The following is an 18546-nucleotide window of genomic DNA, read 5'->3' on the forward strand; positions in this document are numbered from 1 at the left end:
AAGAACTCGACGCCCGCGCCATGCGCGCCGTGCGCGGCGGCTTCGTGCCCTTCCTGCCCGTGTTCAGCGCCGTCAAGATCGACTCGACCTTCAATGCCGAGCAACTGATCGGCCAGACGCAGAACGTCACCAACATGAATGGCAACAACACGGCCTTCGCCGCGGATATCAAGTCGCACGTGAGCTCAACGCAGAACGCGAACAACAACATCTATCGTTGAAGCCACCGCCGCCCTCCCGGATTGCCGGGCGGGGCGGCCCTCTCTTGCCGCCTTCATGGCRGCCAGCCTCCAATTACAGGTTGGATAGCGCCGCCGGCGGATACACAATGAAGCATGGCGAGGCCTGCTTGCTTGCATCCGGGCCGTGACCGACCCGGCGCAGCTGGCGCCGGCGACGTGACGAACGGGGCCTGCTGCCCGCCTAGTCCTTTTCGGTTCGCTTGCGCCTGCAGGAGGCGATCGTGCCAGACCTTTCCACTCCGTTCCGTGTGCATCGATCACGCACCGCCGCAAAGCGATGCCTGATGGCAGGCGCGTGCCTGCTGGCGCTGGCCGGCTGTGCCGATTTTCGTCCCCCGGTGTACGAACGCCCGGTAACACCGGCCAAGCCCGACTGGGCGCGCCAGGGTTCGATCACCGTCTCGGCGTCGGACACCATCGTGCCGAACTGGTGGCAGGCCTTCCGGGATCCCTATCTGGACGGACTGGTCGACAAGGCCATCGCTGGCAATTACGACATCAAGGTGCTGGCCGCGCGAATCAAGGTGGCAGGCGCACAGATTTCCGAGGCGAAGGCCGGTGCGCTGCCGGTCTTTGATGTCGGCGCCGGTGCAAGCTTCGAGAAAACCACAGGGCAGAACCTGGTCAAGACTTACAACCTGGGCACCCAGGTCAACTGGGATATCGACATCTGGGGCAAGGTCGAGAAGGGCGTGCAAGCCCAGACCGCGGAATTCAACGCGACCGAAGCGGATTGGCGCGCCGGCTACCTCACCCTGGTCTCGGACGTGTCCACTACCTATTTCCAGATCCTGCAGTTCGACGAACAGATCGATCAGCAGTCCAGGTCACTGGCCAAGAACAAGCAGATCCTCGCCACCTACCAGGCGATGTTCCAGAACGGACTGGTCCCCAAGATCCGGGTGATGCAGCAACAGGCGGAAATCAACCGGCTGACCAAGAACCTGCTGGAACTGCGCCGCTCGCGCGATATCTCGGAGAATGCACTTGGCACGCTGGTCGGCGTGCCGGCGGGCGTTTTCAAGGTACCCGCGGGGCGCTTGCAAGAGCGCGTGCAGTTGCCCGCGGTGCCGGCCGGGCTACCGTCGCAGTTGCTCTCGCGGCGCCCGGATATCGTGGCGGCGGAGTACCGCGTGCTTGAGTCATACAACCTGGTCGGACAGGCGCGGCTGGCGCAGTTGCCCACCGTCAGCCTGACCGGTCGCGGCGGCACCGCAAGCTTCGCCTTGTCGGATCTGCTGAAGTCCTTCACATTCGGCCTGATGCCGAGCATCAACCTGCCCATGCTGGATCCGAACGTGCGTGCGCATGTCAAGACCACCGAGGCGCAGACCAAGGTGGCCGAGAACGAGTACGGCCGCACGGTGATCACTGCATTCGAGGAGGTGGAGAACGCACTGGTCAACGTCGATGCGCACAAGAAGCAGCGGGTGGAGTTGCAGCAGCAGGTGGAGCAACTGCGCGTCGTGTCGGCGCAGATCGAGGCTCAGCTCAAGGAAGGCGTTGTGTCCCAGCTTGAAGTATTCGAGACCGAGCGGTCACTGCTCAGCGCGCAACTCGAGTTGTTGGCGAACCACCAACAAATCCTGGCCGACACTGTCACCCTGTACAAGGCACTTGGCGGAGGGTGGCCAAGCGTCGAAGTGAGCAATGCGGGAAAGGACGCGCCGCGGCAGGTGGCGAAATAGACCCCGCGACAATCCATGTATCGGGACCGGACGATCCCGGCAAAGCCGGCGCCAGGCCCGCAATACGCCGCCGGTGGACGTTTGACTACCGGCAAGCGTGGCCTACTATGTCCTTAGTCAACACGTTCCCGGCGGAGCGGGCCGGTTCGGCCCCGCGCCGCCGCCATGGAAAATGGCTTGCCGCCGGCGCACGCGCCGCGGCTCGCGCTGTTGGTGGTATCGAAACATGGCTCCAGACGAAGCTCTGATTGTCGAGATACGGGCAAAGGTGGGGCAGGCGTTCGATATCGTGCTTGTCCCCATCTCGCACCCCGAGTTGGGCGAGATCCGCATCGACGAGAGCCTGTTCGCCGTGGGCCGCGCGGAAGCGCCATTCGCCGCATATCCTCCCGATGTGGCGGCCGCGCTTTCACGCCGTCATGCGCGCATCTTCTCCGAGCACGGCGCGGCCTATATCGCGGACCTGGGCAGCAAGAACGGCACCACGGTCAACGGCGAGACCGTGGTACTGCAGCCGGCGAGATTGCGCGATGGCGACGAGGTGCGCTTCGGCGCGGCGCTGTGCTATCGGGTGCGTCTGGCTTCGCGCACGCCGGTACAGGCACCGGAGCCGATATCGGTCGTGCTGACGCTCACCCCCGAGCGCGACGACCTGGGCCTGCAGCCAGTCGAGGTGGCCGGATTTCCTTTCCTGGTCAGCAAGGCCGACGAGACCTTCTCCCGCTACAAGGAGGTCTATCCTCACCAGGTCAACTATGTCTCGCGCCGTCACGCGCACATTTTCCTGAAGGGTGGGCAGCCTTTCATCGAGGATCTGGGCAGCACCAACGGCACCTTCGTCAACGGCAAGCGCGTGGAAGAACACGCGGTTCCCCTTGGTGAGAGGGACCTCGTTGCCTTTGGCGGCAATCATTTCGTCTATCGGGTCGGCATACGGAACGATGCGGCCACGGATGCGACCGTCACCAGCTCGAACCTGCCGCCCCCCCAAGGCACCGGCACGCCTGCGCAGAGCGCGCCAGACGTGGCGCCGACGTGCGCACCGCCCGTTCCAGTGGCAGCCGCCGCAACCGTGGCCGAGCCGGCCCACGATCCAGACAAGACCACCTTCGTCGGCGCGGCTGGTTCGTTCCTGGACATCTTCTGCGTCGACTATGCCGCGCAGCAAGAGGACGAGGTCAACCAGGAGGCCCTGCCCCAGCCCGAAGGCGATGCGGGCGGGGCGGACAAGCCGCGTGCGCAAGGCAAGTTCGCCCTGGTCATGGGCAAACTTGGCAGCAGCTTCGGTGCCGCGGAGCGCGCCGGACTGAAGCGCGCAGCGCGGTGGGGCGGTATCCTGGCCGCGGCGGTCGTGGCGCTGCTGCTATTCCTGTATTTCCGCGGCGCGCCCGAGCGCGAGATGACGGACTTGATGGCTAGCGGCGACTATACCCGCGCGGCGGCGGTGGCCGATGCGTACCTCAAACGGCACCCGGACAAGGTACGGTTCCAGGCGATGGGCACGGAAGCGTTGTTGCGGGCGGAGGTGCCGGCATGGATCGGCAAGCTGCAGGCGCGCGATTTCAACGGTGCGGACGCGGCGCTGGCGCGTATGAAGATACTCGGCGCGCACAACGCGGACRCACTCGGGTTGCTCGAAGAACTTGCCTGGATCGGACGGCTGAACCGTTTCGTGGCCGGCCGCGGCGGCGTGGACGCGCCTATCCGCATGTATGCCGATGAGGCCAGCATCCGCGCCTTGCTCAAACACTGGAACGAGGACACGCCGGCGCACCAGCGCGCACTCGACCGCATCGCCGCTTACGTGCCGCAGTTCAAGGAGCCCTATGCCGATGCGCTCAGCTACTTGCGCAAGCTGCAAAGCGATGATTCTGTCTACCTGGCGGCCATCGACCGCCTGAACGCATCGCTCGCCACCGGCCTGGCAAGCGATCACCCCGAAGCCCTGCAGGCCGTGCTGGCCGATTACGCCGAGAAATATCCAAGGCTCGCCGGCATGGATCGCCTGAAGGACGATCTGAAGCAATACCTGGAACTGGACAGCGCGGCGCGCGCGATGAAACTGGGCCCGCTGATGGCGCAAATGGCCAAGGCCCGCTTCTCCTCGCCGCCCTTCCAGGCCCGCTTCGGCGTTCTGGCGGCCAGCCGACTGCCGACGCCGGAACTGGTGCGGCAATACGGCGAGGTGGACAAGGCGTGGCGTGCGGGAGACAGCGACAAGGCCTTCGCGGGGCTGCAACAGATAAAGACAGGGCCATGGGCCGAGGCCGCGGCCAGGGATCTCGCGCGCAAGCAGGCCGTCGCCACGCAGTTCGCCGAATTGAAGAAGGCGCGCGGGGGCAAGGGCTACGAGGAGTCCTTGCTGTCGTTCTACGCCATGCTCGATCCCGCTGAGGACACCTACTTCCTCAAGGCAATCGAACCCGATGTGGCAGCGATACACGATGCGGCTACCAGGCGCGCGCAGGAACTGATGAACGGTGCGCTGGCATCGTGGCGGCAGTATCGCCGCGACGGGGCGATCGGCGGCGAGCAGCGGCTGGAATCCGAAATCTCCGGAAAATTCCGCACGCAGGCGCGCCTGTTGTCCAATGCCAGCGCACAAGCGCGGCAAGGCATGCGCATCTACACGCAACTGAAGGTCGGCGATACGGCGCAGTGGAGTCAACTCCAGGAGGATATCAATTCGGAAACGGAGTTGCAGCGGCGTTCGCTGCAGGAACTGCGCATGGTGTTGAATCCGGCCTTGCTCAAGGCCAAGCTTGCATTGATAGGGGGGGAGGGCGATGAGGGACGATAGCCGGGACAATCGCCTTAAGCCGCTGTCAGAGGCACTTGAGGATCACAGCGCGGAAGGCATCGCGATCCTGAGCGCGGAGCCTTGGAAGATGATGCAGATCTCCGTGCTGGTCATGGTGGCGCTGGTTGTTTGCGCGCTGGTGTGGTCGTTCGTCGGGCACGCCGATGTGATCGTGTCCGCGGACGGTACCCTGGCGCCCGAATCGGAAGTGCGGCGGTTCTATGCGCCGGTTGACGGCGAGCTCGCGGATCTCTATGTGGCCGAAGGCCAGCCGGTGTCCAAGGACGACGTGCTGGCGCGGCTGAATGCGCGCGGCGCGATCGAGGCCGCCACCAATGCGCTGGAGGCGCAGCTCAAGCTGCAGGATTCCGAACGCGAGTGGAAGCAGTTTCCCGACAGGAAGCTGCTGATGGAGCGCAAGGCGGCGGCGTTGAAGCAGCAGATCGATGTGGCGGAACGGCTGCATGAGAACCGCACGGCAGAAGGCACCACCCGGCTCGCGGAACAGCAACGGGCGCAATTGCAGCAGGCGCGCAGCAACCTCGACAGCGCGCGCCGTACCCGCGAATTCGCCCGGCAGGAGCAGGACAGGTATGCGCGTCTGTTCGCACTGCCCGGCGGCGGCGGCGTTTCGCAGTCGCAGGTGGAGTCCAAGCGGATCGCTGCGGTCGAAGCGGAGAACGCGCTGCAGATTGCCCAGTCGCGGCTGGCCGAACTGGATTCCAAACTGAGCCAGGAGTTCAACCAGGCCACGGTGCAACTGGAAGGCAGCAGCCAGGAACTGACCAACCTGCGTATCCAGTACGACGCCGCGCTGCGCGAGATCGCCAATACGGAAGACAAGCTGCGCCTGCAGGTCCAGACCGCGCGGCTGGTGGCCGAGGCGGCGGCGCGCATCCGCTTCGAGAATATCGACAAGGACAACTTCCTGCTGATACTGGCCCCGGTGGCCGGTGTGATCACGGATGTCACCTCCACGCAGCGCGGCGACAAGGTCCAGGCCAATACGCCATTGGGTGGCATTGCCCCCAAGGACGCGCGTCCGGTGCTCAAGATCGTCATTGCCGAACGCGACCGCGCCTTCCTGCGCGAGGGCCTGCCCGTCAAGCTGAAGTTCAACGCCTTCCCCTACCAGCGCTACGGCCTGATCAACGGCACGCTGGAATACATCTCGCCGGCGACCAAGCTGGCCGGCCCGAACAAGCAGCCGATGTACGAGGGGCGCGTCAGGTTGGCGCAAGACTATTACTCGGTGGCCGATAGCAAGTATCCGCTGCGCTACGGCATGACAGCCACGGCGGAGATCGTGGTGCGCGAGCGGCGGCTGATCGACCTCGGGCTGGATCCGTTCCGGCAGGTTGCCGGATGAAAGGGTGCGCATCGGCCCGCATCCACGGGCAGACGGTGCGTGGCGTGTGGCAAGAATCAAGGAGCTGACGAGATGACAGCGATTGTGCGGGTCGACGACGAAGTCATCGGCGTCGAGGAGTTCATCCGGGTCCTGAAGCTCACGGGACAATTCGAAGCGCTGATCGAGCAGATCGTCAGGGACAAGCTGACGGTGCATGCGGCGAAGAAGCAGGGCCTCACCGTGTCGCCGGAGGAGATCCAGGAACGCGCCGACCAGTTCCGGCGCGTGCAGGGCCTGCACCGCGCGACGGAAATGAACCATTACCTCGATGTGCTCGGCGTCAGCCTCGACGAGTTCGAGGCGTTTATTACCGATAGCCTTTACCAGGAGAAGATGCTGGCCGAGGTAGCCAACGAAAAAGCCGTCGACGCATACTTCAAGCTGCATTCTCCGAAGTTCGACAGCATCGAGGTCAGCCATATCGTGGTAGACGCCGAAGGCAAGGCCAAGGAACTGATCTCCTACCTGCAGGACGACCCCGACAGCTTTGCCGAGATGGCGCGCGAGCATTCCCTGGCAGATACGAAGGAGCAAGGTGGCGCAATTGGCAAGGTACTGCGCGGATCGCTGAAGACCGACATTGAAGCCAAGGTGTTCAATGCCGCCACCGGCGACCTGCTTGGCCCCTTTCCCTCCCACGACCGCGCCTTCTTCGAGATATTCATGGTGAGCGCCAAGCATCCCGCGGTGCTGGATGCGGAAGTGGCGGCGGAGGTGCGCCGGCTCCTGCGTGAGGACTGGCTGATGGCCAGGGCGCAGGAACACGTCATCGAAGCGCGCTAACCGCGAAGGCCGAGAAGCATATGGAAGCCAGCCCCGAACTGCAGCCGCTCGCCGATTTCCTGTCGGGCGTGGAAATACTCTCGCCGTTCTCGCGCGAGGAGATGGAGCGGCTGGCGGAGCACGCGCAATCGCTTTCCTTTGGCTTCGGCGAGACGATCTGCAATGCCGGCGATCCGGCCGACGGGCTCTTCGTCATCAAGGCGGGCTCGGTGCGTATCTTCAACGAGGAAAATGGCAAGGAGGTCAGCCTCGGCGTGCGCAAGGCACGCGAGGTCTTTGCCGATATCGCCATGCTGCGGGAATACCGGCACGAATCCTCGGTGCGGTCTTCCGGCAAGACCGAGCTGCTGTTTATCCCGCGCAGCGTGACCGAGCCCATGATCGCGCAGAATCCGGCGGCGATGGCTTTTGTCGCCAGCTATGTCGCGATCAGTTCGGCCGGCGGCTTCGTCGCGCGCCTGTTCGACCTGCGCGGAAAGCTCGATAAGAGCGAACTCGAAGAGGCCGTGCGCAGCGTGGGCGTCAAGCGCGTGTCCGAGGGCAAGGAGATCCTGAAGCAGGACTCCAGGGAGGACCGCCGCCTGTACGTGGTGCGCCAGGGCGAGGTGCGCATCGTGCGCAATGAGGATGGCATCGAGTATCCGCTGGCGACCCTGCGCCAGGGCGACATCTTTGGCGAGCGTGCCTGCGTGATGCGTCAGGAGCAGATCGCCTCTGCCATCGCCGGCACGGATGTCAGGCTGCTGGTCATCCCGGAAAAGACCGTGCAGCTGATCCTGGAACGCAACCCGAAGTTGCGTGAAGTGCTGGAAGAACGCATTCGCTTTATCGACCGGGAACTGCACCGGCAAAAGAAACTGGCAGAGCGGCGCAAGCATCCGGTCATGCTCGACTTGCGCTCGAAGCCGGAGTTCGGCGAGCGGGTGATCCGCCGTTTTGCGCTGGTGGAGCAGGCCGAGGAGATGGATTGCGGCGCTGCTTGCCTGGCAATGATCTGCCGCCATCATGGCATTGCCATGACGCTGGGCAAACTGCGCGAGCTCGCCAATGTGACCACGCAGGGCGCCACGCTGGACAGCCTGGCCCGCGCCGGCGAATCGCTCGGCTTTACCACGCGGGGGGTACAGTGCACGCATGATTCCCTGCTGGGCTTCGAGTTGCCGTTCATCATCCACTGGGAGGGCTATCACTACGTGGTGGTCTACGGCGTATCGAAACGCTGGGTATGGGTGGCCGACCCGGCCCTCGGTTTTCGCAAGATGGCCGTCGAAGAGTTCGAGCGCGGGTGGAGCGGTACCTGCCTGCTCTTCACCGCCGGCGAAAGCATGGCGCAACTGGCGGTGGCGYGCTCGCCCTGGCTGCGTTTCATCGGCTACCTGGCGCCATATAAACGGATTCTTGCGCACCTGTTCCTGGCGACCTTTGTGATCCAGGTGCTCGGGGTGGTGCCGCCCCTGATCATCCAGAACATCCTGGATGGCGTAGTGGTACACCAGAACGTCGGACTGCTGAACCTGCTGATCCTGGGGCTGATCATCTCCAATGTCTTCTCGCAGTTCATGAGCACGGTGCGGGCATACCTGGCCAATTTCATGGCTGATGGTGTTCATCTACTTCACCATCATGTTTCTCTACAACGTCAAGATGACGCTGGTGCTGATCGCGTTCGTGATTCCCATCGCCGCCCTGACGGTCGTGGCCACGCCCAAGGTCAAAGCGTACGCGCGCGAGGTGTTCAACACCTCGACCGAGGCCAGGTCCTACCTGATGGAGACGCTGGGCGGCGTGGAGACGGTCAAGGGCATGGGCATCGAGCGGCCCGTGCGGCTGAAGTGGGAGAAGAAGTACGCCAAGGCGCTGGAATTGCAATACAAGGCGCAGGCCTTCCACATCCTGGTGGGGCTGGCCAGCCAGCTGCTCAATGCCGCAACTACCATCGCCGTGCTTTGGGTGGGCGCCAACCTCGTGCTGCAGCGTGAACTGACGGTCGGCCAGCTCATTGCCTTCAATGCCTTCATGGGGAGCGTACTGGCGCCATTGATGGGCCTGGTGGCGCTGTGGGGCCAGCTCAACGATGCGGGCGTCGCGATGGAGCGGCTGGGCGATGTGCTGGACCTGGAGCCGGAGCAGAAGCCCGAAGACCTGCCTTCGCGCGTGATGCTCCCGGACCTGCAGGGCGAGATCAATCTGGAAGGCATCTATTTCCGCTACGGCGGCGCGGAGACGCCTTATGTACTGGAGAACATCAGCTTCAGCATCAAGCCTGGCGAGTTGCTGGCCATCGTTGGGCGCAGCGGATCGGGCAAGACCACGCTGGCCAAGATGCTGGTGGGTTTCTATGTGCCGACCGACGGCAAGCTGACCGTGGATGGCTACGATATCGGCGTGATCGACAAGGAGTATTACCGCGCGCAGATCGGCTATGTAATGCAGAGCAACCTGCTGTTCTCGGGCACCATCGCCGAGAACATCGCCTGCGGCGACGACAGCCCGGACCGCCGCCATATCGAGGAAGTCGCCAAGATGGCCGATGCCCATGCCTTCATCAGCAAGCTGCCGCTCGGGTATGAACAGGTGGTGGGGGAACGCGGCGTGGGCCTGTCCGGTGGGCAGATCCAGCGGCTCTGCATTGCGCGCGCGCTCTATCACGATCCTCGCCTGCTGGTTTTCGATGAGGCGACTTCGGCGCTGGATACACAGTCGGAGAGCAACATCCTTGGCAATATGCAGGAGATCCTGCATGGCCGCACGGCCGTGATCATCGCGCACCGCCTGAGCACCATCATGCGCGCGGACAAGATCCTGGTGCTGTACGAGGGCGCCATCGTTGAGCAGGGCCGGCATGAGGAACTGCTGGAGCGCAAGGGCATGTACTACCAGTTGGTGCAAAAGCAGCTGAGCGCGGCTTGAGCGCGCGCACGCGCCGGGACATCCATGGCGCAATGCAACGCAGGGGGAGCGCGATATGAAGTTGTTCAACCAGGGCGGATCGGTCGGGTCCGCCATCTCCTATGCCGGGCTGATCGAGAAGATCGAGATCCTGCGCTCCACGTTGCGCTGGGCTTCCAAGCTCGAACGCACGGAGATCGAGAAGCTGCTCAAGCAAGCCACCACGCTGCGCGACGAGGTGATGCAATTGTCGCACAAGGAGCGCTTTGTGCAGGCGGCGGTGGCCGAGCCCGTTCCGGCGGATCTCGCGCCGCGGGAGCGCCGGCAGGCGCTGCTCGAGCGCAGCTTTATCTTCGAGGGCACGTTCGGCGACAATCCAAAGCTGCTGGAAGCGCTGGAAATTGCCGAGAAGGCCGCGCCGACCGATCTGCCGGTGCTGATCGATGGCGAGAGCGGTACCGGCAAGGAGCTGATGGCCAAGGTGATCCATGCCAACGGATCGAGGACGGACAAGCCCTATATCTCGGTGAACTGCGGGGCGATTCCGGAGAACCTGATCGAGTCCGAGCTGTTCGGCCACAAGAAGGGTGCCTTCACTGGCGCGGCCAACGATCGCCGGGGCAAGTTCGAGAGCGCGCATACGGGGACCATTTTCCTCGACGAGATCGGCGAGCTGCCGCTGACCGGGCAGGTCAAGTTGCTGCGCGTGCTGGAGTCGCATGAGATCCAGCGGGTTGGCTCCGACGAGACCATTTCAGTCGATGCGCGTATCGTGGCGGCAACCAACCGGGACCTGCGGCGCCTGAGCGAGGAGGGCAAGTTCCGCGAAGACCTGTTCTACCGGCTCAGCGTGATTCACGTCACGCTGCCGCCGCTGCGCGAGCGCCGTGACGAGATCGCCTTGCTGGTGGCGTATTTCGGCGACGAGTCCGCCGGCGCCTTGAAGCGCCGCCCCATCAAGCTGACGCCGCGCCTGCGCGACTTCCTGATGAACTACGCCTATCCGGGCAATATCCGCGAGCTGCGCAACCTGATGTACCGGATCTCGTGCCTTGCCGGCGATACCGCCGATCTCGAGCATCTTCCGCAGGATCTCCGGCCCAAGCCATCGGCCCCGGCGCTGGTCGCAAACGGCTCCGTGCCGGTGGTGGTGGATGCGTCGACGGCTACCTCGCTCAGTGAAGCCAAGCGGGCCGCCAGCGATGAAGCCGAGCGCGCCTTCCTCGAACGCGGCTTGCAGGAGGTGGGCGGCACCGTGGCGGAGCTGGCCAGGCGTTTCGACATGAATCGCTCGCACCTGCAGATGCTGCTGAAGAAGCACGGCATCCATTCGAAGGATTTCCGTAATCAGGCAGCGGCGCAGGGCGGCAAGGCGCGATAAAGGGCTTTTCGTCCGCCAGGCTTCGCGCCGTCGCAGCCATTACAGCGCGGGGTTCACCATGGTCTTGTCGGAGCCGTAGAGATCTTCCGCTCGCGCCACCACGGCCRTGATGTTGTCGTGGCCGCCGCGGCCCAGCGCCGCGGCCAGCAACGCCTGGGCTGCCAGTTCGCAATCGCCGCATGCCAGTACGCTGGCGATCTCCGGATCCCGCAGTTCGTTGCTGAGCCCGTCGCTGCAGAGCAGGAAGATATCGGCGTCCGCTACCTCCACCCAGGCCTGGTCCAGTTCAAGCGTGGTGTTCGCGCCCACGGCGCGGGTGATGGTGTTATGGGCCGGATGATGAATGGCTTCTTCCGCCGTGATCAGGCCGCGGGCCTTGAGTTCCTCCACGCGGCTGTGGTCGCGGGTGAGCTGCGTCAGGTGCGCGTCCCGGTACAGGTAGATGCGGCTGTCGCCTGCCCACAGGCAGCCGCAGAAGCGCTCGCAGGCCATCAGCACCACCACTGTGCTGCCAATGCGCCGCACCTGCCGGCGCGCCGCCTCCGCCAACAGTTCGCGATTGACTTCCTGCAAGGCCGCGCGCGCATCGTCGAGCAAGCTCTCCAGGCTGGGCGGCACGCCCAGGCGGGCCAGCGTCTCCACGACCAGGTTGCTGGCATAGTCGCCAACCGCATGGCCGCCCATGCCGTCGGCAACGACCCACAGTCCTCGGTCCGGTTGCGCGAGGCAGGCGTCCTCATTACGCTCCCGTACCAGGCCGACATCGGAACGAGCGGCTGAAGTCCAGCGGAATTGCGATGCACAGGTCACGATCCTCTCCGGTGTGCGGACGAGCAGGGCACTATCGCGCCAAGCCGTTACCGGGACAGGCAACGGCTTGGCGGGCGGTGCGTGGCCGGACTGTGCGTGCTGCTGCGCGAACTGCGCGCTGCCGGGTTACATCCGTCCGTCGTTCCTTGCCCCTTGTCCCGCTTGTACATTGATGTTCGCGCCGGGCGCCGAATTGCGAACGTCAATGTTCTGAAACTGGTTAACCATCTGATCAGCATAGAAGTTGTTGTTGATCTCGTAAAAGTTGACGATCGGCAGAGTGCTTGCACGGGGCGGCGTATAGGGCTGGATCCAGCCGAATACCCAGGGAGCACCGCCGCCGCGGATGGCCGCCATTGCCTGGCCATCCAGTGTGCGGTTGGTAAAGAGGTCTTTGATGGTGAGCGCCGCCATGATGGGTCTCCGGTGCTTGGGATGGGTAGGGACTGTGTTCCGGTCCGTGGCTTGTCGCCATGCTTCTATAGAGCAAAGCGCGTGCCAGTGCCATGCCCGCCGCCTGGCGGGGGATGCAACTGCTTGATTTCGCTCGTTTTTTTGCCCGATCGGGCGGAATTCCGGCGCAGCGTGGGCGCTACGCCTCATGCCGGAGCGTTGGCGCCTCGCCAACATTCCCACACCTTGTGGTGGTCGCGAACCACCGCTTTGGCCGTGGCCCGGCCGCCTGTCCTGCCATCGTGAAGGCAGGACAGGGCAGCGATTCGCCGCTCGCCCCTTCACTCCCGCATCGGCAATGTCCCTGTCGTTATCGATGAGGGGCCGGCGGCATGCGGTCCGCCCGAGGAGCGACAAAAGCCCTTATGCCGGTTTGATTGCATGGCACCAACACATTGGGCAACACGCTGTTGGTTTCCCTACGACGCTTTTTCCCTTCCCGGTACGCTGCATCACCCGCAATCCCTCGCCGTAGCTGGGGCCACGTTGGTTGGCACGGTTGATGCGGATGCAATGGCAACGAAGCAGGCAATGCCTGCGGCAAGCAAACAGATCAGAGGCAGCCATGAACCACCAGAACCAACTCCAGGAAAAGGCCATCGATGCTGAGCCGCCCATGGGCGCGCACCTTGTCACGCTGCGCCGCGGCTATGCCCACCACGGTATCTACATTGGCGAAGGCAAAGTGGTTCACTATGCCGGTTTCGCCGGGTCGCTCCACCGTGGCCCGGTGGAAGAAACCACGCTCGAAGCCTTCGCCGCCGGCTATCCGATCACCGTGAAGGCCAACCCCTGCGCCAGGTACGTCGGCCTCGAAGCCGTCGCGCGCGCCCGCTCCCGTCTCGGGGAAGACAACTACCGGTTGCTCACCAACAACTGCGAGCACTTCTGCACATGGTGCCTGCATGGCGAAGGCCGCAGCGAACAAGTGGAAGCCTGCCTGCAGCATCCGTCGACAGCCGTGCAAACCGTCGTCACCCTGTTCAGGACATTTTTCGAAGCCGAATGGAAGGGCGCGTACTTCGGTGCCCGCGCTTAATCACGACAAGCCAAGGAGACCGACATGCAAACCGCCAAGATATCCCTGCGCGGCCTGATCGACAAATGGCTAGGTTCCAGTCGGGCAGCACCCGCTCGCATCACGCGCGTGCGTAGCTCGCGAGCTGGCCGAAGTGGCTGCGTCCGAGTGGACGTGGCGCGGCCCTCCGGCCAATTGTCGATGTTCTTCTTTCGTCACGATGACGGGTGCTGGTGCGTGTTTCCGCCGGCGCTCAGAATGGGTTGAGGCCCGAGATTGCGCGAAAAGCCGGGCATTCGCATGTGCCTCAGGCGGGCCTGTTGCTTGCTCTATCCGCGCAAAGGTCACACGTAAGCATTTGTTCGCAGGCTGGACGCCCGATCGCGCGCACCAATAACATCGTCCGGATTTTTCACGGCGGGTAGGGTGCATGCCAGGCCCGAATTCCTGACCACCGGCTGCGATCGCCGGACGAACCCCTCGGACTGATGCTAGCGAATCACTCGACGATGCCCGGAAAGGCTCACTTTCCCAAGACACTTCTGGTACTGGCCTGCGCCACTCTGGCGCTGTCCGCTTGCGGCGGTGGAGAGGGTGGCGGCAGTGGCGCCAGTGCGGCGGCGCCCGCCGGTGCCGCCAACAATGCGGCGAATGCCGGTGCCGGCGCCGCTATCGCTGTTGCCAGCACCAGCCAGGCAGTGCCCGCTACTGCCGTAACCGCGTGCTTTACCGTGACCGGCAACGCCGCGCCCGCTACCAGCACTTCTGCCGTGAGCGTTCTGCCCGTGCGCGGCGCCGCAGCCGTCACCAACTACCGCGTGCTGGGCGAACCCAAGGCCGCAGGCCTGTGCTATGCCAATTTCCGCCGCGTGCAAGTCGGGCTTCCGGCGTTGGAGGCGCAGGACGCGATTGGTGTCGCGGCGCAGAACCACAGCAACTACATGCTGTGGAACAAGACGCTCGGCCACGATGAGAATTCCGCCGCGCGCGGCTTCACCGGCACTTCCCCGAATGTCCGCGTGCAAGCGCTGTACCCAACTGGCGCAACGGCCGAAGTCGTTGGAGGCGCCACAAAGTGGAGCTCGGATCCCAACGCTGTGCTAACCCTGTCATCCAATGACGCGCTGGTGTCCGACCTGTTCGATGCGCCGCTCCATCGCGCCACTTTGCTGGGCAGCTACAAGTCCGCGGGTGCGGGCTATGCCGAAGAGAAAGGCACGGGCTCGGGGGGCGCCACCGCATCGTTCTATCAAACCGTCGACCTGGCCGATGCCACCATGCCTGGCACCAGCACCCAGATGGTGGCGTATCCCTACGCAGGCCAGGCCGACGTGCCGACCAACTGGGTGAACAACGAAAGCCCCAATCCCGCGCCCGGCTACCAGAACCAGACGCTCGGCTACCCCATCACGCTGCAAGCCATCGATCGCAGCCAGACATTCAATGCCGRTACCTTCGTGCTGACCGATGCGCAAGGCAACAATATCAATTGCCTGAAGGTAGATGCACGTAGCGCCGGTCTCTCGGGCGCGGCGGCCGGTGCTGCCGTCTGTACGCCTCTCGCGCCGCTTGCCGCTGCGAGCAAATACAACGTGACGGTCAGTGGCCAACTGGCAGGCAAGCCGCTTAACCTGAACTGGTCGTTCACCACAAAGTAAATGCGCCCGACCCTGTTCGCGCGGGGACGTGTCCATCTATGATGGGTTCATGTCCCGCGTCGAGGAGTGGCACCATGGAACGACAGTTCGAATATGGCGGCTATGCCGTGGTGGCCCGCGCGGTACCGTCGGCCGACGGGGGCTTTACGGCAACGGTCGTCATTGCTGACACATTCGGCGAAGCCCCGCAGCCCTCGTTCGAGGAAGAGGCCGGTGTGGCGCTGACCCAGGAAGCCGCTATCGCCCTGGCCGAAGCCGCTGCAATGCGAGCCATTGACGCGGGGCAGGTGAATTAGCCGGGAAGACGACGATCACGTGACCTTGCAAACCGCGTTCAGGCGGATCCGGGCGGTCTAACCTATACTCTCGTCCTTTCGCTCGCGCCGCGTGATGTGCCTGCGCGCTAAGTGCAACATTGGGTTTGACGGTGCAAAAGTGCGCAAATTGGCATATTGCGGCAAAGATGAGCGGAAGCAGGACATAGTCGGAACATCCGTAGATCTAGCATTCAAGCCGCTTTTCCAATGAATTCAACCCCGCGTCGTATCTCGGTTGCCCCGATGATGGATTGGACGGATCGTCACTGCCGTATGTTTCACCGGCAGTTGAGCCGCCATACCTGGCTGTACACGGAGATGGTGACCACAGGTGCGCTGCTGCATGGTGACGTAGCTCGCCACCTGGACTTCAACGCGACCGAGCAGCCTGTTGCGCTGCAACTTGGGGGCAGCGAGCCCGCCGCTCTCGCCGCAGCGGCGAAGCTGGGCGAGCAGTGGGGCTATGTCGAAGTCAATCTCAACTGCGGATGCCCTTCCGAGCGCGTCCAGAGGGGCGCATTCGGCGCGTGCCTGATGGCGGAGCCCGAATTGGTGGCGGATTGCGTGAAGGCGATGCGCGACGCAGTATCGATTCCGGTGACCGTCAAGCATCGTATTGGTATTGACACGATCGAGCACTACGATTTTGTCCGCGACTTCGTCGGTAGCGTGGCCGATGCGGGGTGCCAGACCTTTATCGTGCATGCGCGTAATGCGATCCTGAAAGGGTTGAGCCCAAAGGAGAATCGCGAGATCCCGCCACTGCGCTATGAAGTCGCTTACCAACTCAAGCAGGAGTTCCCGCAACTGGAAATTCTGATTAATGGCGGCATCGTCACGCATGACGAGATGGACGAGCATTTGGCGCATGTGGACGGCGTCATGATCGGGCGCGAGGCTTACCACCAGCCGTATGTACTGGCAGAGATGGATACCCGTTTCTATGGTGCACAGACGCCCGTGCCGCCACGACTGGAGGTTGAACTGGCAATGCAGCGCTACATCGGCGATTTGGTCGAACAGGGCGGCTATATGGGAGCGGTTACGCGTCATATGCTGGGCTTGCATCGGGGTATCCACGGTGGCCGTGGCTGGCGGCGGGTCTTGTCGGATGCTCGCCGCATGCATGCAGTGCGTACGCGCGCAGCAGTCGATGCGTTGTTTGAGGAGGCGCGCGCGCATCTGGGGCAGGGCAGCGAGCTATCCCGCGAAGTGGCATGAGTTTGCGCAGCCTATCCAGGTCAGTGGCCTGGATGCCCTGGGTAATGCGGTTTTCGGGCGGCTGGCCCTGCGCAGGTTGGAGCGATTCCTCTAACTTCGAATCCCCTTTTTATGCTCGTGTACTAAGAGGGGCTGCTACGCGCACTTGACCGCCGCAACGGACAGATTTCCCGCCATGGCAAAGGGATTCCCCTAATTAGTCAAGCGGCCGCAACTTCTTACACTGTGCCTGCCCTCGAATACAGGGTTTTCTTCAACTGATTGTTAAGCCCGCCTTGTGCGGGCTTTTTTTTACCATGGCTGCGACGTGGGGTTGCATGCCGCCCTGCGTACAAGAGCCTGATTTTGTAGATTTGCTTCCGTTTACCCGGATAGTACGAATGGCAAATGACAGATAGATTACCGAGGCCTTCAGGGCAATTGAGTAGTCCCCAGAAGGTTTTCTTCATGCTCTCTTCCAATATGGCCGTGGAACCGGCGCTCACTATTGGGTGCCTGGCATCAGTTTTGGTTCCTCTGCAGCCTGTTGCCGCAGCCGGCAGGGCGAGGAGTAAGGCGCGTGGAGAAGCCGGTGGGGGAGGGTGACGCGCAGGCTGGAAGCAGGGTGGGCCTGACACGGTAGGGCGCCTCGCTCAACCTACGACAAATCTGTGCAGCAGCAATGCGGCAATGGCAGGGCATGCCAGGACCAGGCCACCCAGAGCCGGGAATCGCTGTGACCACATACCGATCAGGGCTGGGATCGCGGCCACTGAGCCAAGGATGTGTATCAGCAAGGACAACAGGGTGTCGGGCTGGCCACCACTAGCGGCTTGCGGCAATTCGCTGCCACCAGGCTGGCCGAAGAGTCCATATGCGCTGCCGAGCAACAGCACGACGAGGCAGAGCGTGGCAACCAGCTTAAGGGTGAGTTTGGCGCTTGAGGTCCGCATCGTYGTTCTTTCCACTTGGATTGAAAGCGCCCTCGCCTGGTGGAAGGGCGCATGGGCACATGTCCAGGATGTCGTGAAAATAGCGCAAACTGCACCTAATCCAACTGAGATTTTTCTAAGTCAGAATTAAGTCAAGGTGTGGCGCGTGGTGGTGCGTATGGCTGCGGTGGGGTGGGGCGCTGCGCGTTCTACGCGCTTTGTTCGCACTCCACTGTGCCCTAGCATGGAGGTGTCACGATTGCATTGCATCGGCACGAGGAGATCGGCATGGGACAGTGTGCCACGGATGTAGATTGTCCTGCGGAGGGACGTGCCGCCGCGGGCTTGGTCATAGGCGTGCTCGTGCTTGGCGCCATATTGGTGGTTGGCTGCGTCTGCTGTTCTCGATGCAAAATTCGCGTAGATCGCGCATAGCGACTCGGGTGAGCCCATCCGCGGGAGCATGGTATGTGTGTCAGACATTCTTGCTTAACACAGTCGGGCAAGGTGCGGGTATGAGGCCGCGAAGCAGACGATTTTGGGTGTCCCGGCAGATCGCACCATCAATCCTCGGTGCGCTGCGCTGCTGCAAGACAGGGACGCGGGATAGTCGGCCCGGGTCATGGAGGCGATGCTCAAAATGCGTAAGTTAGACATCGCCGTGTTGAGGCGGGCGTACGAGCAGGGCTAAGTCAACCGCGCCATATCGGAAGGGCGGGTAATGATTGCATGTCGACCGCGCGTGGCATTGCACTAGTGGAAGCTGCCTGTGGCCAAGGTGGCTCATGAGTATCTTATTTGTTGCTGCAGGGTTCATTTCAGAAAACGCTTGCCATGGCCGAGGGGCTCCCTTAAGATTCGCCCCCTCGCAACACAACTACCGCGCTGCAAAGCAGGCGGGACAAGGGTTGCGGGGTTGGCAGGGTGGTTGGCGGCGCGAAAGGCGCGGCGAACTGAAGTAAAA

The 18546-nt window shown here is 63.2% G+C and carries 13 protein-coding genes and 1 pseudogene; 11 read left to right on the plus strand and 3 right to left on the minus strand.

Going from position 1 to position 18546, the window contains the following annotated elements; translation table 11 throughout:
• From AC1DN0_RS39160 to AC1DN0_RS39190, 7 genes and pseudogenes are all read left to right on the plus strand, one after another.
• A partial coding sequence (locus AC1DN0_RS39160; protein ID WP_477144663.1) for a hypothetical protein occupies nucleotides 1-221 on the plus strand: 221 nt, incomplete at its 5' end.
• Between the two features lie 305 nt (nucleotides 222-526).
• Nucleotides 527-1930, plus strand: coding sequence for an efflux transporter outer membrane subunit (locus AC1DN0_RS39165; protein ID WP_276286980.1), 1404 nt, complete (start codon nucleotides 527-529; stop codon nucleotides 1928-1930).
• A gap of 226 nt (nucleotides 1931-2156) precedes the next feature.
• Complete coding sequence (locus AC1DN0_RS39170) at nucleotides 2157-4730, plus strand: FHA domain-containing protein (protein ID WP_477146512.1); 2574 nt, start codon at nucleotides 2157-2159, stop codon at nucleotides 4728-4730.
• Nucleotides 4717-6099 (plus strand): beta-barrel domain-containing protein, encoded by a 1383-nt coding sequence (locus tag AC1DN0_RS39175; RefSeq protein ID WP_441635823.1) that lies wholly within the window; start codon nucleotides 4717-4719, stop codon nucleotides 6097-6099. The genes AC1DN0_RS39170 and AC1DN0_RS39175 overlap by 14 nt, the downstream gene beginning before the upstream one ends.
• A 72-nt stretch (nucleotides 6100-6171) precedes the next feature.
• Complete coding sequence (locus AC1DN0_RS39180) at nucleotides 6172-6924, plus strand: peptidylprolyl isomerase (protein ID WP_276286977.1); 753 nt, start codon at nucleotides 6172-6174, stop codon at nucleotides 6922-6924.
• 20 nt (nucleotides 6925-6944) lie between these two features.
• Nucleotides 6945-9834, plus strand: a pseudogene (locus AC1DN0_RS39185) (cysteine peptidase family C39 domain-containing protein).
• A 55-nt stretch (nucleotides 9835-9889) separates the two neighbouring features.
• A complete protein-coding gene (locus tag AC1DN0_RS39190; RefSeq protein WP_441635827.1) occupies nucleotides 9890-11194 on the plus strand; it encodes a sigma-54 interaction domain-containing protein in 1305 nt (434 codons plus the stop codon).
• Between the two features lie 39 nt (nucleotides 11195-11233).
• Here AC1DN0_RS39190 and AC1DN0_RS39195 read toward each other — a convergent pair whose 3' ends face one another.
• Together AC1DN0_RS39195 and AC1DN0_RS39200 are read right to left on the minus strand one after the other, a co-directional pair.
• Nucleotides 11234-12004, minus strand: a complete 771-nt coding sequence (locus tag AC1DN0_RS39195; protein ID WP_477146513.1) for a PP2C family protein-serine/threonine phosphatase — start codon at nucleotides 12002-12004, stop codon at nucleotides 11234-11236.
• 126 nt (nucleotides 12005-12130) lie between these two features.
• Nucleotides 12131-12418, minus strand: coding sequence for a hypothetical protein (locus AC1DN0_RS39200; RefSeq protein ID WP_276286973.1), 288 nt, complete (start codon nucleotides 12416-12418; stop codon nucleotides 12131-12133).
• A 604-nt stretch (nucleotides 12419-13022) separates the two neighbouring features.
• On the opposite strand from AC1DN0_RS39200, the gene AC1DN0_RS39205 reads away from it, so the two are divergent.
• The 4 genes from AC1DN0_RS39205 to dusA all read left to right on the plus strand — a co-directional run bounded on the left by AC1DN0_RS39205 (nucleotide 13023) and on the right by dusA (nucleotide 16671).
• Complete coding sequence (locus AC1DN0_RS39205; protein WP_441635831.1) at nucleotides 13023-13496, plus strand: lecithin retinol acyltransferase family protein; 474 nt, start codon at nucleotides 13023-13025, stop codon at nucleotides 13494-13496.
• 467 nt (nucleotides 13497-13963) lie between these two features.
• Entirely contained in the window at nucleotides 13964-15133 is a 1170-nt protein-coding gene (locus AC1DN0_RS39210; RefSeq protein ID WP_477146514.1) for a CAP domain-containing protein, read from the plus strand.
• A gap of 74 nt (nucleotides 15134-15207) precedes the next feature.
• Nucleotides 15208-15429: a hypothetical protein gene (locus tag AC1DN0_RS39215; RefSeq protein WP_276286970.1), complete on the plus strand. Its 222-nt coding sequence runs from the start codon at nucleotides 15208-15210 to the stop codon at nucleotides 15427-15429.
• Nucleotides 15430-15657: 228 nt separating this feature from the next.
• Nucleotides 15658-16671, plus strand: coding sequence for a tRNA dihydrouridine(20/20a) synthase DusA (gene dusA, locus AC1DN0_RS39220; protein WP_441635835.1), 1014 nt, complete (start codon nucleotides 15658-15660; stop codon nucleotides 16669-16671).
• 632 nt (nucleotides 16672-17303) lie between these two features.
• Here dusA and AC1DN0_RS39225 read toward each other — a convergent pair.
• Nucleotides 17304-17603: a hypothetical protein gene (locus tag AC1DN0_RS39225; protein ID WP_441635839.1), complete on the minus strand. Its 300-nt coding sequence runs from the start codon at nucleotides 17601-17603 to the stop codon at nucleotides 17304-17306.
• Between the last annotated feature and the right edge of the window lie 943 nt (nucleotides 17604-18546).

This window comes from Cupriavidus sp. 05N39 (assembly GCF_056397325.1).